This window comes from Rhodobacterales bacterium HKCCA1288, from assembly GCA_015693905.1.
GTDB lineage: Bacteria > Pseudomonadota > Alphaproteobacteria > Rhodobacterales > Rhodobacteraceae > M30B80.
This window is the reverse complement of the sequence record CP065161.1, coordinates 2,426,248-2,440,953: the sequence shown is the minus strand read 5'-3', so window position 1 is coordinate 2,440,953 and position 14,706 is coordinate 2,426,248. Positions and strand designations below refer to the sequence as shown.

Genomic DNA, 14,706 nt, shown 5'->3' with positions numbered 1-14,706 from the left:
CCGCGATGCTGTCTTATCAACATATCTATCATGCGGGCAATTTGGCCGATGTGCATAAGCACGCGGCCCTCGCATGGGTGTTGGATTACCTGACGCGCAAAGACAAACCGCTGAGTTATATCGAAACCCATGCGGGGCGGGGGCTTTATGATCTTGCCGCCCCCGAAGCCGTAAAAACGGGCGAAGCAGCGGCAGGCATCGCCCGCTTGCGCGCAGGTTTTGCAGCAGATCATCCTTACGCGGCCCTGCAGGAAAAAATTGCCGCAAAATACGGCCCTCAGGCCTATGCGGGTTCCCCCCTTTTAGCGGCTGAATTATTGCGGCCTATGGATAATTTACATCTCGCGGAATTGCATCCTCAGGAACATGCTGCCCTGCAGGCGGCAATGATCCAAGCGGGCGGGGCGCAGCTCTATCGCCAAGACGGGTTCGAGATGGCGCAATCCATTTGCCCGCCTGATCCACGGCGTGGCCTGATGTTGATTGATCCCTCCTATGAGGTGAAGACCGACTATGCCCGCATCCCAAAAATCATGGGGCAGTTGGCGCGCAAATGGAATGTTGGGATTATAATCTTGTGGTATCCGATCCTCGCAAACAAAGCCCATCAGCCGATGGAAACAGAGTTACGCCAAACCTTTACTGATGCGATGCTCCACCGCCAGACCTTCCCCCCCGCCCGCGAAGGGCATGGGATGATTGGCTCGGGCCTGTTTATTCTCAACCCGCCTTTCGGCATGGAGGCCGCATTGGCCAAGATTGCAGCGGTGTTTGCAAAATCCAAGGCGCAATAGGCGGGTTCTCTTATCGCAAAAACGGCTTATATTGGGGCCTATGTTTGCAGATCTCCTTCGCCGCCTTGGCGCACCCAAACCAGAACCCATCACTGACAGCGATGCGCGGCTGGCGCTTTGCGCATTACTCGTGCGTCTTGCGCGCAGTGACGGCGATTATGCCCAAGCAGAACGCGCGAAAATCGCGGAAACCTTAGCGGCGCGCTACGGGCTTGACCCGTCAGGCATTGACGCCCTGATCCATGAGGCCGAGGCGGTTGAAGCAGAAGCCCCAGACACGGTGCGCTTTACACGCGCCATCAAGGAGTCGGTCGCCTATGAAGATCGGATCGTGGTGATTGAGGCCCTTTGGGCGATTGCCTTAGCCGATGGGCACCGCAGCGCGGATGAGGACGCGCTATTGCGTATGGTGGCGCCTATGTTGGGGATCAACGACCGCGACAGCGCCCTTGCGCGCCAACGTGTGGCCAAACTTTAGGCAAGCGCATAAATTACGCGCAAGCCTGCGCGAATTTCGCTGCCATTTCAAAAATGCCACGCTAGACTGGGCGCATGAGCAGCTATCTCAACGATAATCCAGAGATCAAAACGATCCGCGTTGCGGCCTCTGATCTCAATGGTCAGCCGCGCGGAAAACGGATTGCGCGGCTTTATGCGCAAAAAGCATGGGAAGACGGAACACGCTTTCCCTTCTCCGTCATGAACCTTGATATTTGGGGCGAAGATATCGATGACAGCCCGCTTGTCTTTGAAAGCGGTGATCCCGATGGTCTGCTTCTGCCGACCGAGCGGGGCTTTGTGCCAATGCCGTGGCTGAGCAATCCAACCGCGCTGTTGCCGCTTTGGATGTTCCACGAAGATGGCCGCCCCTTTGCGGGTGATCCGCGCCACGCGCTGGCGCGAGTTCTAGATCGGTATCAGGCGCTTGGCCTGACCCCTGTTGTGGCCACCGAGTTGGAATTCTACATCATCGATGATCGCGGCCCCGACTTGCGCGTGCCGCCATCGCCCCGCTCAGGCAAAAGACGCAATCAAGCCGAAATTCTGGCCCTCAGGCAGCTTGATGCCTTTGATCAGTTCTTTACCGAAATTTATGATGCCTGCGAGGCGATGGATATACCCGCCGACACATTGATTTCCGAGGCAGGCCCTGGACAGTTCGAGATCAATATGATGCACCAATCCGATGCTTTGAAGGCGGCGGATGACGCGTGGCTGTTCAAGCTTTTGGTCAAAGGTGTTGCGCGCAAATATGGCTTTGCCGCCTCGTTTATGGCCAAACCCTACGAAGATTACGCGGGCAACGGAATGCATATGCATTTCTCGGTTCTTGATCAACAGGGGCGCAATATTTTCGACAATGGCAGCACTGAAGGGTCAGAGGCGCTGCACCATGCCATTGCGGGGTGCTTGGCAGGGATGGCAGGGTCTATGCTGATCTTCGCCCCCCATGCCAGCAGCTATGATCGATTTGTGCCAGGCGCCCACGCCCCAACTGCTTTGGCGTGGGGTTATGAGAACCGCACAACCGCGCTGCGGGTTCCCTCTGGCGCGCCTGCCGCGCGGCGGATCGAACATCGGGTCGCGGGGGGTGATGTGAACCCCTATCTCTTGGTGGCCAGTATCCTTGGCGCGGCACTCACAGGGATTGAGGGCAAACTCACACCACCCACGCCCACCCATGGCAACGCCTATGATGCGGCAAGCCCGCATTTGCCAACCACATGGGGTGAGGCCATCGCGGCCTTTGAAGACTGCCAGATGACCGCGCAAATCTTTCCGCGGGAGTTGGTCGCAAACTACCTCGCCACCAAGCGTCAAGAGATGCATTACATGGCCGAACTTTCACCCGAAGAGCAGATGCAACTCTACCTCGACACTGTCTAAACTGCCCCCTTGCCGAACGATGCGCGGCGGCGTAGCCTTTGGATATCCTTTTTTTACAGGCCACCCATGATCATTGGCATTTTACAAACAGGCCATATGCCTGATGAATTAAAACCTGATTTCACCGATTACGCGCGGCTTTTTGCCCAGCTTTTGGACGGGCAAGATTTCGAATTCCGCGTCTATAACGTGGTCGATATGGAGTTTCCCACAGGCCTATTTGATGCCGATGGGTGGCTCATTACGGGCTCACGTCATGGGGTCTATGAGGATCATCCTTTTATCCCGCCGCTCGAGGCATTGATCCGCGACATCCACGCCGCGCGCATTCCGTTGATTGGGGTATGTTTCGGGCACCAAATCATCGCGCAGGCCCTTGGCGGGCGGGTTGAAAAATTTTCAGGCGGCTGGTGTGTCGGGCGGCAAGAATACCACCTCAAAGATGGCCGCAAATTGCATTTGAACGCATGGCATCAGGATCAGGTCATTACCCCCTGTGAGGGGGCGGAAACCCTTGCCTCGAATGAATTTTGCGCCCATGCGATGCTGTCTTACGGGGGGCATACCTTTACTGTGCAGGCCCATCCAGAATTCGGGGCTGATGTGATTGCGGGATTGATTGCGCATCGGGGTCAAGGGATTGTGCCCGACCCCCTCTTGCAGCGCGCCAAAGCCGAACTTTCAGCCCCCACCGATAACGGGATTTTGGCTGAACAGATGGCAAGCCTATTCAAAAGCGCCAAGGTGCCTGCATGAGCAGCGTTTATGACAGTTTTCTTGACAAACTTCCTGAGGTTGCGCGCAGTTTTCTAGAAAATCGCCGCTTGGACGAGGTGGAATGTATCGTCTCCGACCTTGCAGGTGTTGCGCGTGGCAAGGCCATGCCCGGCCAGAAATTTGCAGGCCAAACCCAGTTTTACCTACCCAATTCTATCTTCTTCCAAACGATCACGGGGGATTGGGCGGATGCCTCGCCCGATGGGTTCACTGAACCTGATATGGTGCTGACCCCTGATTGGGATACTGCCCTGCCTGCGCCATGGACAGCCGATTGGACGCTACAGGTGATCCATAACATTCATGACCAACAGGGTCAGATGGTGCCCTTTGCTCCGCGCAATGTGCTGCGCCGCGTGGTCGAAATGTATAACGCCAAAGGGCTCGCGCCGATTGTGGCGCCTGAGATGGAATTCTACCTCGTGGCCCCGAACACCGACCCCGCCCGCGAGATCGAGCCACCCATGGGCCGCTCAGGGCGGCGGGCTGCCGCTCGACAGGCCTATTCCATGTCTGCGGTCGATGAATATGGCCCTGTGATTGACGATATCTACGACTTTGCCGAAGCCATGGGCCTTGAGATTGATGGTATTTTGCAAGAGGGCGGCGCAGGCCAAATTGAGTTGAACCTCCGCCATGGCGACCCTGTGCGATTGGCAGATGAGATTTTCTATTTCAAGCGCATGATCCGCGAGGCCGCGTTGCGCCACAACTGCTATGCCACCTTTATGGCGAAACCGATTGAGGGCGAGCCGGGTTCAGCGATGCATATCCATCATTCAGTGGTGGATATGGCCACAGGGCAAAATATCTTCTCGACCCTGTCAGGTGATGAAACGCCCGAATTTCTACATTTCATAGCAGGGCTGCAAAACAACCTGCCTGCTGCGATTGCCCTACTGGCCCCATATGTAAACAGCTATCGCCGCTATGTCCCTGATTTCGCAGCCCCCATTAACCTTGAATGGGGGCGCGATAATCGCACGACAGGCCTGCGTGTGCCCGTGTCTGACCCTGCAAGCCGCCGTGTCGAAAACCGCCTGCCAGGCATGGATTGCAACCCCTATCTTGGGATTGCCGCCTCTCTGGCCTGCGGTTTGATCGGGCTGCACGAGGGTAAAATGCCAAGCGCAGAATTCAAAGGCGATGCCTATCAAGGCGATGACAATATTCCCCGCGGTCTTGGCGATGCTTTGGATTTATTCGTGGAAAACGCGGCAATGACCGAAATCCTCGGGCCTGAATTTTGTAGCGTCTACAAGACGGTCAAAGACCTCGAATATAAAGAATTCCTGCAAGTTATCAGCCCTTGGGAACGCGAGCATCTTTTGTTGAACGTATGAACCCGCTTTATCGCAACGACATTTCGGGACATCATGCCCCCTCTTGGTATGCGGCCTCAGTGCCCCCCGCGCCTGATCGGCCCGCATTGGCCGACACGATCCGCGCCGATGTGGCCATCTTGGGCGCAGGGTTCACAGGTCTTTGGGCGGCCCTAACCCTTGCCCGCCGTGGCGTGCGGGTTGTGGTTCTAGACGCGCATCGCGTGGGGTTTGGGGCATCGGGGCGCAATGGCGGGCAGGTGCATTCTGGCTTTAACAAGGGGCAAGATTGGCTTGAGGCGCGACTTGGGGTTGATGCGGCCCGCGCCTTATGGGCCCTTAGCGAAGCGGCAAAGAAAAACCTGCGCGATTTTTGCGAGACCCACGCGCCCGAAGCAGAATATCGCTCAGGGATCACGCATGGCGCCTATAGCATGGCCGAGCGGGATGAATTGGCCCGCGAGGCTGACTATATGGCCCGCACCTATGACCATGAGATCCATGTGATGGATCGTTCCCAATTTGCGGAATTGGTCAAATCCCCGCTTTATCGCGGCGGCACGCTTGACCCAAGCGGCGGACATCTACACCCCTTGGCCTATGCCCAAGCCCTTGCCCGTGCAGCCGAGGCCGAAGGGGCGGTCATCCACGAATGCAGCGAGGTGACAGAAATTGTCCGCGGGGCAAAGGCAACCCTGAAAACCGCTAAGGGCAGTGTCACAGCAGATCAGGTGATTGTCGCAGGAAATGGGTATCTGCCCAATATTCTGCCGCAGGTGAATGCGGCCGTGATGCCCATTAACAGTTTCATTGCTGCGACCGAACCCCTGCCCCAAAAATGGCAAGAGGTGCTGGGCCAAGATATTGCCGTGGCGGATAGCAAATTCGTTGTGAATTACTATCGCTTCAGCGCAGATCGGCGGTTTTTATTCGGCGGGCGGGAAAGCTATTCGATTGGCTTTCCCGATGATATCGCCACCGCGCTTGTCGCACGGATGCATCGCCTATTCCCTCAGCTTGAGGGGGTGAAGATCGACTATGTTTGGGGTGGCGCGCTTGGCATCACCCCCACCCGTTTGCCGATGGTCAAGCGCATTGCGCCCAATATCATCGCTGCTGGCGGGTTTTCGGGACAGGGGGTTGCGCTGTCAGGCATGGCGGGGCGCATCATGGCTGAGGCCATTTTAGGGGATGGGCGCGGGCTTGAGACCTTCGCAACCCTTCCCACGCCCCGCTTTCCAGGTGGCAGCGCATTGCGCGCGCCAATCCTTGCCCTTGCAATGACGTGGTTCGCTTTGCGCGACCGATTGGGAATTTAGCGCTGCGGCACTGATGCCACAGACGCATGGCGAATTGCCCTGACCGCCCCAGTGTCACAAAAGCTTCGCTAGATTTTGAACCGCGTTTTATGTAAAGATTTTTGAAAGGGACTTTTTCAAAAAGGTGAAATCATGACCGTTGCGCCAAATGTTTATGACGCAGAACCGATCCCCGAAGCCGCGCGTGCCGAGATCGACCGCCTTCTGCACTCTGGCGACCTGTTCCGCTACACCGCCCCCGCCGATGCGCCTGTTGCGCTGCTTGAACGCGAATTTGCAGATTTGATGGGCGTGAAATACGCGCTTGCGGTGTCTTCTTGTTCCGCCGCGCTGTTTTTATCGCTCGAGGCGCTTGGCCTGAAACAGGGCGCGCGGGTGATTATTCCTGCCTTCACCTTTGCCGCTGTTCCCTCGTCCATCGTGCATGCACGGATGCAGCCTGTATTGGTCGAAGTGGGTGAAAACTACCGCATTGATTTGGACGATTTCACAGCCAAGATCGACCAAGACATTGATGCGGTTTTGATCAGCCATATGCGCGGCCATACATCCGATATGGATGCCATCAAGGCGCTCTGTGACGCGCGCAATATCCCCGTGATTGAGGACGCGGCCCATTCGCTTGGCACGCTGTGGCATGGCGAAAAAATTGGCACCCTTGGCAAAGTTGGGTGTTTCTCTTTCCAATCTTATAAAATGATCAACGCGGGCGAAGGAGGGATTTTAATCTCGAATGATCCCGACCTGATTGCCCGCGCTGTGATCATGTCAGGGGCCTATGAACATAATTGGAAAAAGCACAAAGGCCCGAATGGTCAAAATGACCCAGAATTGGCTGAGGCCTTTGCGCGTTGGCAAAACCAATTGCCGCTTTACAACATGCGCCTGCAAAACCTGTCTGCCGCAGTGATCCGTCCGCAATTGCCTGAATTGGCGCGCCGTGTGCGCGATGGCCTTGCCAATCACGACTATGTCGCGGGTGAGTTGAACAAATCACCTTGGCTGAATGTTCCCCCTGCCTTGGCGCCCGAAACCCGCGCACCAGATTCTATCCAGTTTAATCTGGTGGATTTTGCGCGTGATGAGGATGCGGTCGCCTTTCAAGATGCAGCAGCAGCACGCGGCGTGAAGGTGCAGGTCTTTGGCCTATCGACCGACAATGCCCGTGCGTTTTGGAACTGGCAATTCATTCCCGGTGAGATGCCTGATCTGCCAAAGACGCGCGCGATGTTGATGCGCGCCTGCGATGTGCGCCTGCCTGCCCGCCTGACACGCAGCGAGCTTGACTTTATCATTAACGCGCTGGTGATGGCGGCCGAAGATGTGATGGGGTCAGAGGAGGCCGCCTACGGCACGTAACGCAGCACCCCTGATCCAATAGCAAGACAGGCCCGCGCACAATTTTGCGCGGGCTTTTTATTATGGCTTTGGCGCGTTTGCCCAATTGCAGCAGCGCAGATGCGGCGCTAGCCTCTGCACAGACACGCTTGAAGGAGTGACCAGATGCCCGCGCATGATCATAGCCCGCTCAATTCATGGGAAGCCCGCGCTGAAGAATATAGTCTTTATGGCTTTACCGATCTGCCATCCGTTCGGGATCGTGGCACTGTCGTTTTAACCCATGGCGAGGGGCCTTATGTGTTCGACACAAACGGCAAACGCTATTTGGACGCGAACTCTGGCCTGTGGAATATGGTGGCGGGGTTTGATCACAAAGGTTTGGCCGAAGCCGCCAAGGCGCAATATGACCGCTTTCCTGGCTATCACGCCTTTTTCGGGCGGATGTCAGATCAGACTGTTGCTCTCTCTGAACGTCTGATTGAGGTATCCCCCTTTGATAGCGGCAAGGTGTTTTACACCAATTCTGGGTCTGAGGCGAATGACACCATGGTCAAGATGCTATGGTTCATGACACAGGCCGAGGGGCGGCCACAGGGGCGCAAGATTCTGACCCGCAAGAATGCCTATCATGGCGTCACCGCGGTTTCAGCCTCGATGACAGGCAAACCTTACAACAGCCTCTTTGGTCTTCCGATGGAGGGGTTCATCCACCTGACTTGTCCGCATTACTGGCGTGAAGGGCGCGCAGATGAAACCGAGGCAGAATTCAGCGCCCGCCTTGGCACAGAATTGGAGGAGGTCATCGCGCGCGAAGGCGCCGATACAATCGCAGGGTTTTTCGCAGAACCCGTCATGGGTGCAGGCGGCGTGATCCCCCCCTCAGCAGGCTATTTCCAGATCGTGCAAGAGATCTTGCGCAAGCATAACATCCCTCTCATCGCAGATGAGGTGATCTGCGGCTTTGGTCGCACGGGCAACCTATGGGGATGCGACACTTATCAGTTTGTGCCTGATGCGATTATCTCCTCCAAGGCGCTGACCGCAGGCTATTTCCCGATGGGCGCGGTGATTTTAGGGCCAGAATTATCCGCGCGACTGCAAGCCACCATCGACCCGGTCGAGGAATTTCCGCACGGCTTCACCGCCTCAGGCCATCCTGTGGGCTGCGCCGTTGCGCTTAAAGCAATCGATGTGGTTCTGAACGAGGGATTGGCCGATATGGTGAAGATCGGCGCACCCCGCATGGAGGCAGGTCTTCGCGAGATCGCGAAGCACCCAAATATCGGCGAGTTGCGCGGGATCGGCTATATGTGGGCGCTTGAGGCGGTGCAGGATCGCGCCACAAAAACCCCCTTTGCCTCTGATTTATCGGTCAGTGAGCGCATCGCCAACACCTGCACGGATCACGGCTTGATTTGCCGCCCCTTGGGACAGTCCGTGGTTCTGTGTCCGCCGTTCAATCTGACCAATGAGCAAATGGACGAAATGTGCGACAAGCTGAACAGCGCATTGAACGCCGTGTTTCGGGAGGTTGCCTAAACAGGGAGCAGGGCCGCACCGATGCGCCGCCCCTCGCCAAGCAGCACATTATAGCTGCGCGCGGCTGAGGGGCTGCCCATCACTTCAACACCCAATCCCGCGCCTTCAAGTGCCGCGCGTAGTTTGGCGGGGATATGCGCAATCTCCGCCCCTGTGCCAATCAGCAAAACATCAATTAAACCCGCCGCTGCAAGCAGGGGCGCGGGATCATCATAGCCGCCCCAATCCTGCCGCCCATTGGGCAAGATCAGCTGAGCGCCGTGATAGACCGCCCCGTCAATGCGGAAAAAGCCTGCGCCATATCCATCAATCGGCATGCCGCCATTATAGCGCACCTCGTTAAGTTCCATCGGCAATACGCCCCCTTCGGATTAGGTTTTTTCCGCGAAGGTCGTGCCTGCCTTCTGGTCTGGTTTTGACCAATCGCGCTTTACACCAATCATCAACACCACATTCTTTGCAACATAGATCGAGGAATAGGTGCCAACGATGACACCCCAGAAAATCGCAAAAACGAAGCTGCGGATCACATCCCCCCCCAGAACAAGCAGCGCCAAAAGCGCCAAAAGGGTGGTGCCGGATGTCATCAAGGTGCGGCTGAGTGTTTCATTGGCCGATAGGTTCATCACATCTTGCAAATCGCGCTTTTTGTATTTGATCAGATTCTCGCGCAGGCGGTCAAAAATCACCACCGTGTCGTTGATCGAATAACCGATGATCGTCAGAATCGCGGCAATGGTCGCCAGATCGAAGCGGATTTGGAGAAGGGAAAAAAGGCCAATGGTCAGCAGAACGTCATGCACCAGCGCCGCAATTGCACCCACCGAAAATTGCCACTCAAATCGCAGCCAAATATAAATCAAAATCGCCGCAAGGGAGGCGCCCACCGCAATGAGGGCTGTGGTGATCAATTCACCTGACACTTTGGGGCCAACGGATTCTACCGATGGGAAGGTCATATCCGCCGCGATGGTTTGCAATGCGGCTTCAACCGCCGCGATCATCTCGGGTGTAACAGACTCTTCACCCGCCTGTGCCTGAATTCGGATCATGGCCACATGGCGGTTTTCGCCAAAGCTTGGGTCGAACACTTCGGAAATCGCGATATCGCCAAGGCCCAGCGGGCTGAGGGCTTCACGATAGGCCCCCACATCGACAGGGGTCGAGCTTTCGGCACGGATGGTCGTGCCACCCAAAAAATCAATCCCGAAATTCAGACCAAGCGCAAACCAAACCCCAATGGACAGAAACACCGCCACGACTGAGGCCCCAAACGTGATACGGGCATGACGGAAGAAGTCGATATTGGTGACTTCTGGAACCAGTCTCAGACGTTTCATATCAGACCTCAATCTTTTTGGGGCGGGCGCGTTCGAACCATGTCACGACCATGACCCGCGTCACATAAAGCGCAGTGAAAACAGATGTGATGATCCCAATGGCCAAGGTGACGGCAAAGCCTTTGACAGGGCCAGAGCCAAGGGTGAACAGGATCACCGCGATTAGGAAGGTTGTGATATTGGCATCCACAATCGCCGACATCGCACGATCATAGCCTAGTTCAATCGCGCGGGCGGGGCCGCGTGCAGTTTTCAATTCTTCACGGATCCGTTCAAAGACCAACACATTGGCATCAACCGCCATACCAATCGTCAGGACGATCCCCGCAATCCCCGGCAGGGTCAGGGTTGCCCCCACAAGGCTTAGGGTACCAAAGATCATCGCCACGTTCATCAGCAGCGCGATATTGGCGAACAGGCCGAAAAGGCCATAGCTCGCCTGCATAAACACCAGCACCGCCACAAAGGCCACAATCGCGGCAATCCGACCCGCTGCGATACTATCAGCCCCCAATTCAGGGCCAATGGTGCGTTCCTCAAGGAAGGTCATCTCAGCAGGCAAGGCCCCTGCGCGCAGAAGAACCGCCAATTGGGTCGAACTTTCGACCGTAAAACTGCCTGTGATCTGACCAGAGCCGCCCGTAATCGCCTGACGGATTGTGGGCGCTGAAATGACCTCATCGTCCAGAACAATGGCAAAAGGCGCACCGACATTAGCCGATGTATATTCCCCAAAGAGGCGCGCGCCGTGCGGGTTAAAGCGGAAGCTGACATTGGGCTGACCATTTTGCGCGTCAAAACCGGGTTGGCTGTCCACAAGATCATCGCCCGTCACCACGGGGGTTTCTTCTAGAATGTAATACGCGCCTTCTTCATCCATCGAGGGCAGCAGCAGTTGCCGCGCGTCCACACGGGCCTCAGGGTCGCTGGTGCGGGTGATGACAGGGTGAAAGGTCAGGCGTGCCGTGGTGCCAATCAGGTCTTTCAACTCTTGTGCAGAACCTACACCGGGAACTTGGATCAAAATCCGATTTTCGCCTTGGCGTTGGATGGTCGGCTCACGGGTGCCTGCCTCATCGACACGGCGGCGCACAATTTCCACCGATTGCTGCATGGTGCGATCATCGGTTGCGATCTTCTCCGCCTCAGAAAGCGAGACGATCAGCACATCACCCTCGCCGCGCGCCTCAAGGCTGGCTGATCCTACACCTGTTAGGCTGACAACAGGGCCACCCAAACCGCGGGCCAATTCCACCGCGCGGGCCATGCCCGAAGCCTCACCCAATTGCACCCGCAATTCGCCTGCGGGGGCATCGGTGCGGCGAATGGGGCCTACCTCATCGCGGGCATCGCGCAATGCATCCCGCAACTCGGGCCAAAGCGCGTCCATGCGTGCGGTATAGACATCCTCAACCCGCACCTCAGCCAAAAGATGCGCGCCACCGCGCAAATCAAGCCCAAGATTAACAAGGCTTGAGGGCAGGACAGACGGCCAAAGTGCCAGATCTGCTTCGAGTTCAGGCGTAGAGGGTGCGCCACCTTCGAGGGCAGCAAGGGCATCATTGTGACGCTCGACCCGATCATAGGCCAAATTTGGAACAGCCAAAGCCAGTGCAACCAGAACCACGCCCCAAATCAGGATGCGTTTCCATAGCGGGATATCGAGCATATCTTAGCCTTTTCTCACACAAAGCCCCGCCAAATGGCAGGGCTTGGTCAGTCGAAGATTATTCTTTCGCGGGTTCTGTTTTTGAAACAACCTGCGTGATGGTGTTGCGCACAACGCGGACATTTACGCCCGTTGCAATCTCAAGCTCGACCTCGCGCTCATCCTTGACTTTGCTGACCTTGCCCATGATGCCGCCTGCGGTCACAACCTGATCGCCGCGGCGCAAGGCAGCAACCATCGCCTGATGCTCTTTGGCTTTTTTCTGCTGGGGACGGATCAAAAGCAGATACATGATCGCGAAGATCAAAATCAGCGGCACGAATTGTGCAAATGCTTCCATGGTCGGTCTATCCTTATATTCGCGCCCGCAGCGGCGGAGGCTTGATCAAATTCACCCAAGATCGGGCAGATGGTTGGCGGACTTGGGTGCATGTTAATCCAAGCCCCGTCAATTTGGCGGCACGTTACTTTCCCCCCGCCCGAAGCGCAAGGCAGGCCAATACTGCGACTGCGCCCTGCGGCAATCCTGCCATCGCGCCCTATATGGGTATAAGATGCGGCGCTGTCAGCCCCTGAGGCGCCAAGAATTATAACACCCCCTTTCCCCGCGCCGCGCAATATTGCATACCGCCCAAAAGGGAACCTGCGCCCCGTTCTGAGATAAAGGCAAATCCAATGCATGACATTCGCGCCATTCGTGAAAACCCCGCACAATTTGACGCCAACCTTGCGCGCCGCAGTCTCGCACCACTGTCTGCGGAAATTCTGGCGTTGGACGAAGCACGGCGCGCCTGCATCACGGCATCTGAGGCGGCGCAGGCCGAACGCAATGCCGCATCAAAAGATGTGGGGGCGGCCAAGGCCCGCGGTGATGAAGCCGAATTCGATCGCCTGCGCGCCCTTGTTGCAGAAAAGAAAGACGAGATTGCCCGCCTTGAGGATGAGGCCAAGACCCGTGATGCGGCTTTGCGCGATATGCTGGCCACGATCCCCAATGCGCCCGCCGCTGATGTGCCAGATGGGGCGGATGAGACTGACAATGTGGAATTGCACAAATGGGGCACCCCGCGCAGCTTTGATTTCAAACCTTTAGAGCATTTTGAATTGTCGTCTGTTGCGCCAAGCATGGATTTTGAGACAGCCGCAAAACTGTCAGGCGCGCGCTTTGTGATGCTTGGGGGTGCTGTGGCACGGATCCACCGCGCCTTGGCGCAATTTATGCTCGACACCCATGTCGATCAAAACGGCCTAACCGAAATGAACGGCCCTGTCCTTGTGCGCCCTGAAACGATGTTCGGCACGGGCCAATTGCCGAAATTCGGCGAAGACAGTTATGAAACCACCAATGGCTGGTGGATGATCCCAACCTCCGAAGTGACGCTGACCAATATCGTCTCAGGCGAGATTGTGGAGGAGGCCGCATTGCCGATGCGCTATACCGCGCATTCCCTGTGTTTTCGGTCTGAGGCAGGCAGCGCAGGGCGCGATACGGCGGGAATGCTGCGTCAGCACCAGTTCGAAAAAGTTGAAATGGTTTCGATCACGCATCCCGATCACTCGGATGATGAACAAAAGCGGATGTTGCGCTGTGCTGAGGGCATTTTAGAGGCGCTCAATATCCCCTATCGCACTGTCACGCTCTGCACGGGCGATATGGGCTTTGGCGCGGTGCGCACCTATGACATTGAAGCATGGCTTCCAGGTCAGGATTGCTATCGCGAGATTTCCTCAGTCTCAAGCTGCGGAGATTTCCAAGCACGCCGCATGAATGCGCGCTTCCGCCCATCAGGCGGCGGCAAGCCTGAATTTGTGCATACCCTCAACGGCTCTGGCCTTGCGGTCGGGCGCTGTTTGATCGCAGTGCTTGAAAATGGGCAAGAGGCAGATGGCTCCGTCACCCTGCCTGCGGCGCTGCACCCCTATTTGGGCGGCAAAACACGGCTTTTGGCGGATGGCACGCTTGGCTAACTCTGGCCTAAACCCCACAACATTGCGTGCCGCTGTCACGCTGGTCTTGGTTTTGGCCTTTGCAGGCGCGCCGCTTTTAACCGCGCCTTTCACAGGATTTGACCCCTCAACCCTGCCCTATGATGTCAGCACCCCGCCTGTGCAGCCCGCGGGCTATGCCTTTGCGATTTGGGGGGTCATTTACCTGTGGCTGATTGCAAGCGCGGGCTATGGGCTGTGGCGCCATGCCAACAATCCAAACTGGGATGCCATGCGCTGGCCCCTGATCGTCAGCGCAGGCATTGGCGCAATCTGGATTGAGGTGGCGCTGCGCAGTCCGATTTGGGCAACGATCCTTATCTTCGTCATGCTGATCACCGCCGTTCTGGCCTGTTTACGCGCACCAATAAGCCCAACCTCATGGGCGCGGGCGCCTTTGGGCCTATATGCGGGGTGGCTCTCGGCTGCGGGGTTTGTGGCGCTTGCAACAACCTTGACGGGTTTTGGCATAATGCCCCGCGAGATTGCAGGTTGGGCGGGTCTTTTGGGGGCGCTTGCCACCGCCTCCGCCTTGACCACGCGGCTCAGGGTCATCACTTATCCGATTGCCGTGATCTGGGCCTTGGTTGGTGTGATTGTCTCGCAATGGCAAAGTGATCCATCACTGAGCCTTGCCGCTGTTGGCGGGATCGCCGCTCTCGCCTATCAGGGGATCCGTGCCCGCGTGTGAGACTTGCGCGCAATCTTGCAAATTGGCAAAATAGGGTTTGC

At 56.8% G+C, this 14,706-nt stretch carries 14 protein-coding genes; 10 read left to right on the top strand and 4 right to left on the bottom strand.

Annotation, left to right across the window (positions count from 1 at the left end):
- Positions 1–5 precede the first annotated feature (5 nt).
- The 8 genes from I3V23_12020 (at position 6) to I3V23_11985 (ending at position 8,979) form a co-directional block, all read left to right on the top strand.
- A complete protein-coding gene (locus tag I3V23_12020) occupies positions 6–794 on the top strand; it encodes a 23S rRNA (adenine(2030)-N(6))-methyltransferase RlmJ (GenBank protein ID QPI85258.1) in 789 nt (262 codons plus the stop codon).
- A 40-nt stretch (positions 795–834) separates the two neighbouring features.
- Positions 835–1,272 (top strand): TerB family tellurite resistance protein, encoded by a 438-nt coding sequence (locus I3V23_12015; GenBank protein ID QPI85257.1) that lies wholly within the window; start codon positions 835–837, stop codon positions 1,270–1,272.
- A gap of 74 nt (positions 1,273–1,346) precedes the next feature.
- A complete protein-coding gene (locus tag I3V23_12010; protein ID QPI85256.1) occupies positions 1,347–2,681 on the top strand; it encodes a glutamine synthetase in 1,335 nt (444 codons plus the stop codon).
- A gap of 66 nt (positions 2,682–2,747) precedes the next feature.
- Complete coding sequence (locus tag I3V23_12005) at positions 2,748–3,437, top strand: type 1 glutamine amidotransferase (GenBank protein ID QPI85255.1); 690 nt, start codon at positions 2,748–2,750, stop codon at positions 3,435–3,437.
- Positions 3,434–4,801 (top strand): glutamine synthetase, encoded by a 1,368-nt coding sequence (locus tag I3V23_12000; GenBank protein QPI85254.1) that lies wholly within the window; start codon positions 3,434–3,436, stop codon positions 4,799–4,801. The genes I3V23_12005 and I3V23_12000 overlap by 4 nt, the downstream gene beginning before the upstream one ends.
- Entirely contained in the window at positions 4,798–6,099 is a 1,302-nt protein-coding gene (locus I3V23_11995) for an FAD-binding oxidoreductase (protein QPI85253.1), read from the top strand. Before I3V23_12000 ends, I3V23_11995 begins: the two co-directional genes overlap by 4 nt.
- A 132-nt stretch (positions 6,100–6,231) precedes the next feature.
- Positions 6,232–7,458: an aminotransferase class I/II-fold pyridoxal phosphate-dependent enzyme gene (locus I3V23_11990; GenBank protein QPI85252.1), complete on the top strand. Its 1,227-nt coding sequence runs from the start codon at positions 6,232–6,234 to the stop codon at positions 7,456–7,458.
- 144 nt (positions 7,459–7,602) lie between these two features.
- Positions 7,603–8,979, top strand: coding sequence for an aminotransferase class III-fold pyridoxal phosphate-dependent enzyme (locus tag I3V23_11985; GenBank protein ID QPI85251.1), 1,377 nt, complete (start codon positions 7,603–7,605; stop codon positions 8,977–8,979).
- Here the strand turns inward: I3V23_11985 and I3V23_11980 are convergent.
- From I3V23_11980 to yajC, 4 genes are read right to left on the bottom strand one after another with little or no spacing between them, the layout of a single operon-like run.
- Positions 8,976–9,329 (bottom strand): Mth938-like domain-containing protein, encoded by a 354-nt coding sequence (locus tag I3V23_11980; protein ID QPI85250.1) that lies wholly within the window; start codon positions 9,327–9,329, stop codon positions 8,976–8,978. The two genes, I3V23_11985 and I3V23_11980, sit on opposite strands and share 4 nt — an antisense overlap.
- 21 nt (positions 9,330–9,350) lie before the next feature.
- On the bottom strand, positions 9,351–10,319 hold the full coding sequence (gene secF / locus I3V23_11975; GenBank protein QPI85249.1) for a protein translocase subunit SecF: 969 nt from the start codon (positions 10,317–10,319) through the stop codon (positions 9,351–9,353).
- Position 10,320: 1 nt separating this feature from the next.
- The gene (secD, locus tag I3V23_11970; GenBank protein ID QPI85248.1) at positions 10,321–11,988 is read right to left on the bottom strand and encodes a protein translocase subunit SecD; all 1,668 of its coding nucleotides are present in this window, start codon (positions 11,986–11,988) and stop codon (positions 10,321–10,323) included.
- A 58-nt stretch (positions 11,989–12,046) separates the two neighbouring features.
- Entirely contained in the window at positions 12,047–12,328 is a 282-nt protein-coding gene (yajC, locus tag I3V23_11965; GenBank protein ID QPI85247.1) for a preprotein translocase subunit YajC, read from the bottom strand.
- A 335-nt stretch (positions 12,329–12,663) separates the two neighbouring features.
- On the opposite strand from yajC, the gene serS reads away from it, so the two are divergent.
- Both serS and I3V23_11955 read left to right on the top strand, forming a co-directional pair.
- Complete coding sequence (gene serS / locus I3V23_11960) at positions 12,664–13,956, top strand: serine--tRNA ligase (GenBank protein ID QPI85246.1); 1,293 nt, start codon at positions 12,664–12,666, stop codon at positions 13,954–13,956.
- Between the two features lie 22 nt (positions 13,957–13,978).
- A complete protein-coding gene (locus I3V23_11955; protein QPI86825.1) occupies positions 13,979–14,665 on the top strand; it encodes a tryptophan-rich sensory protein in 687 nt (228 codons plus the stop codon).
- Positions 14,666–14,706: the final 41 nt, after the last annotated feature.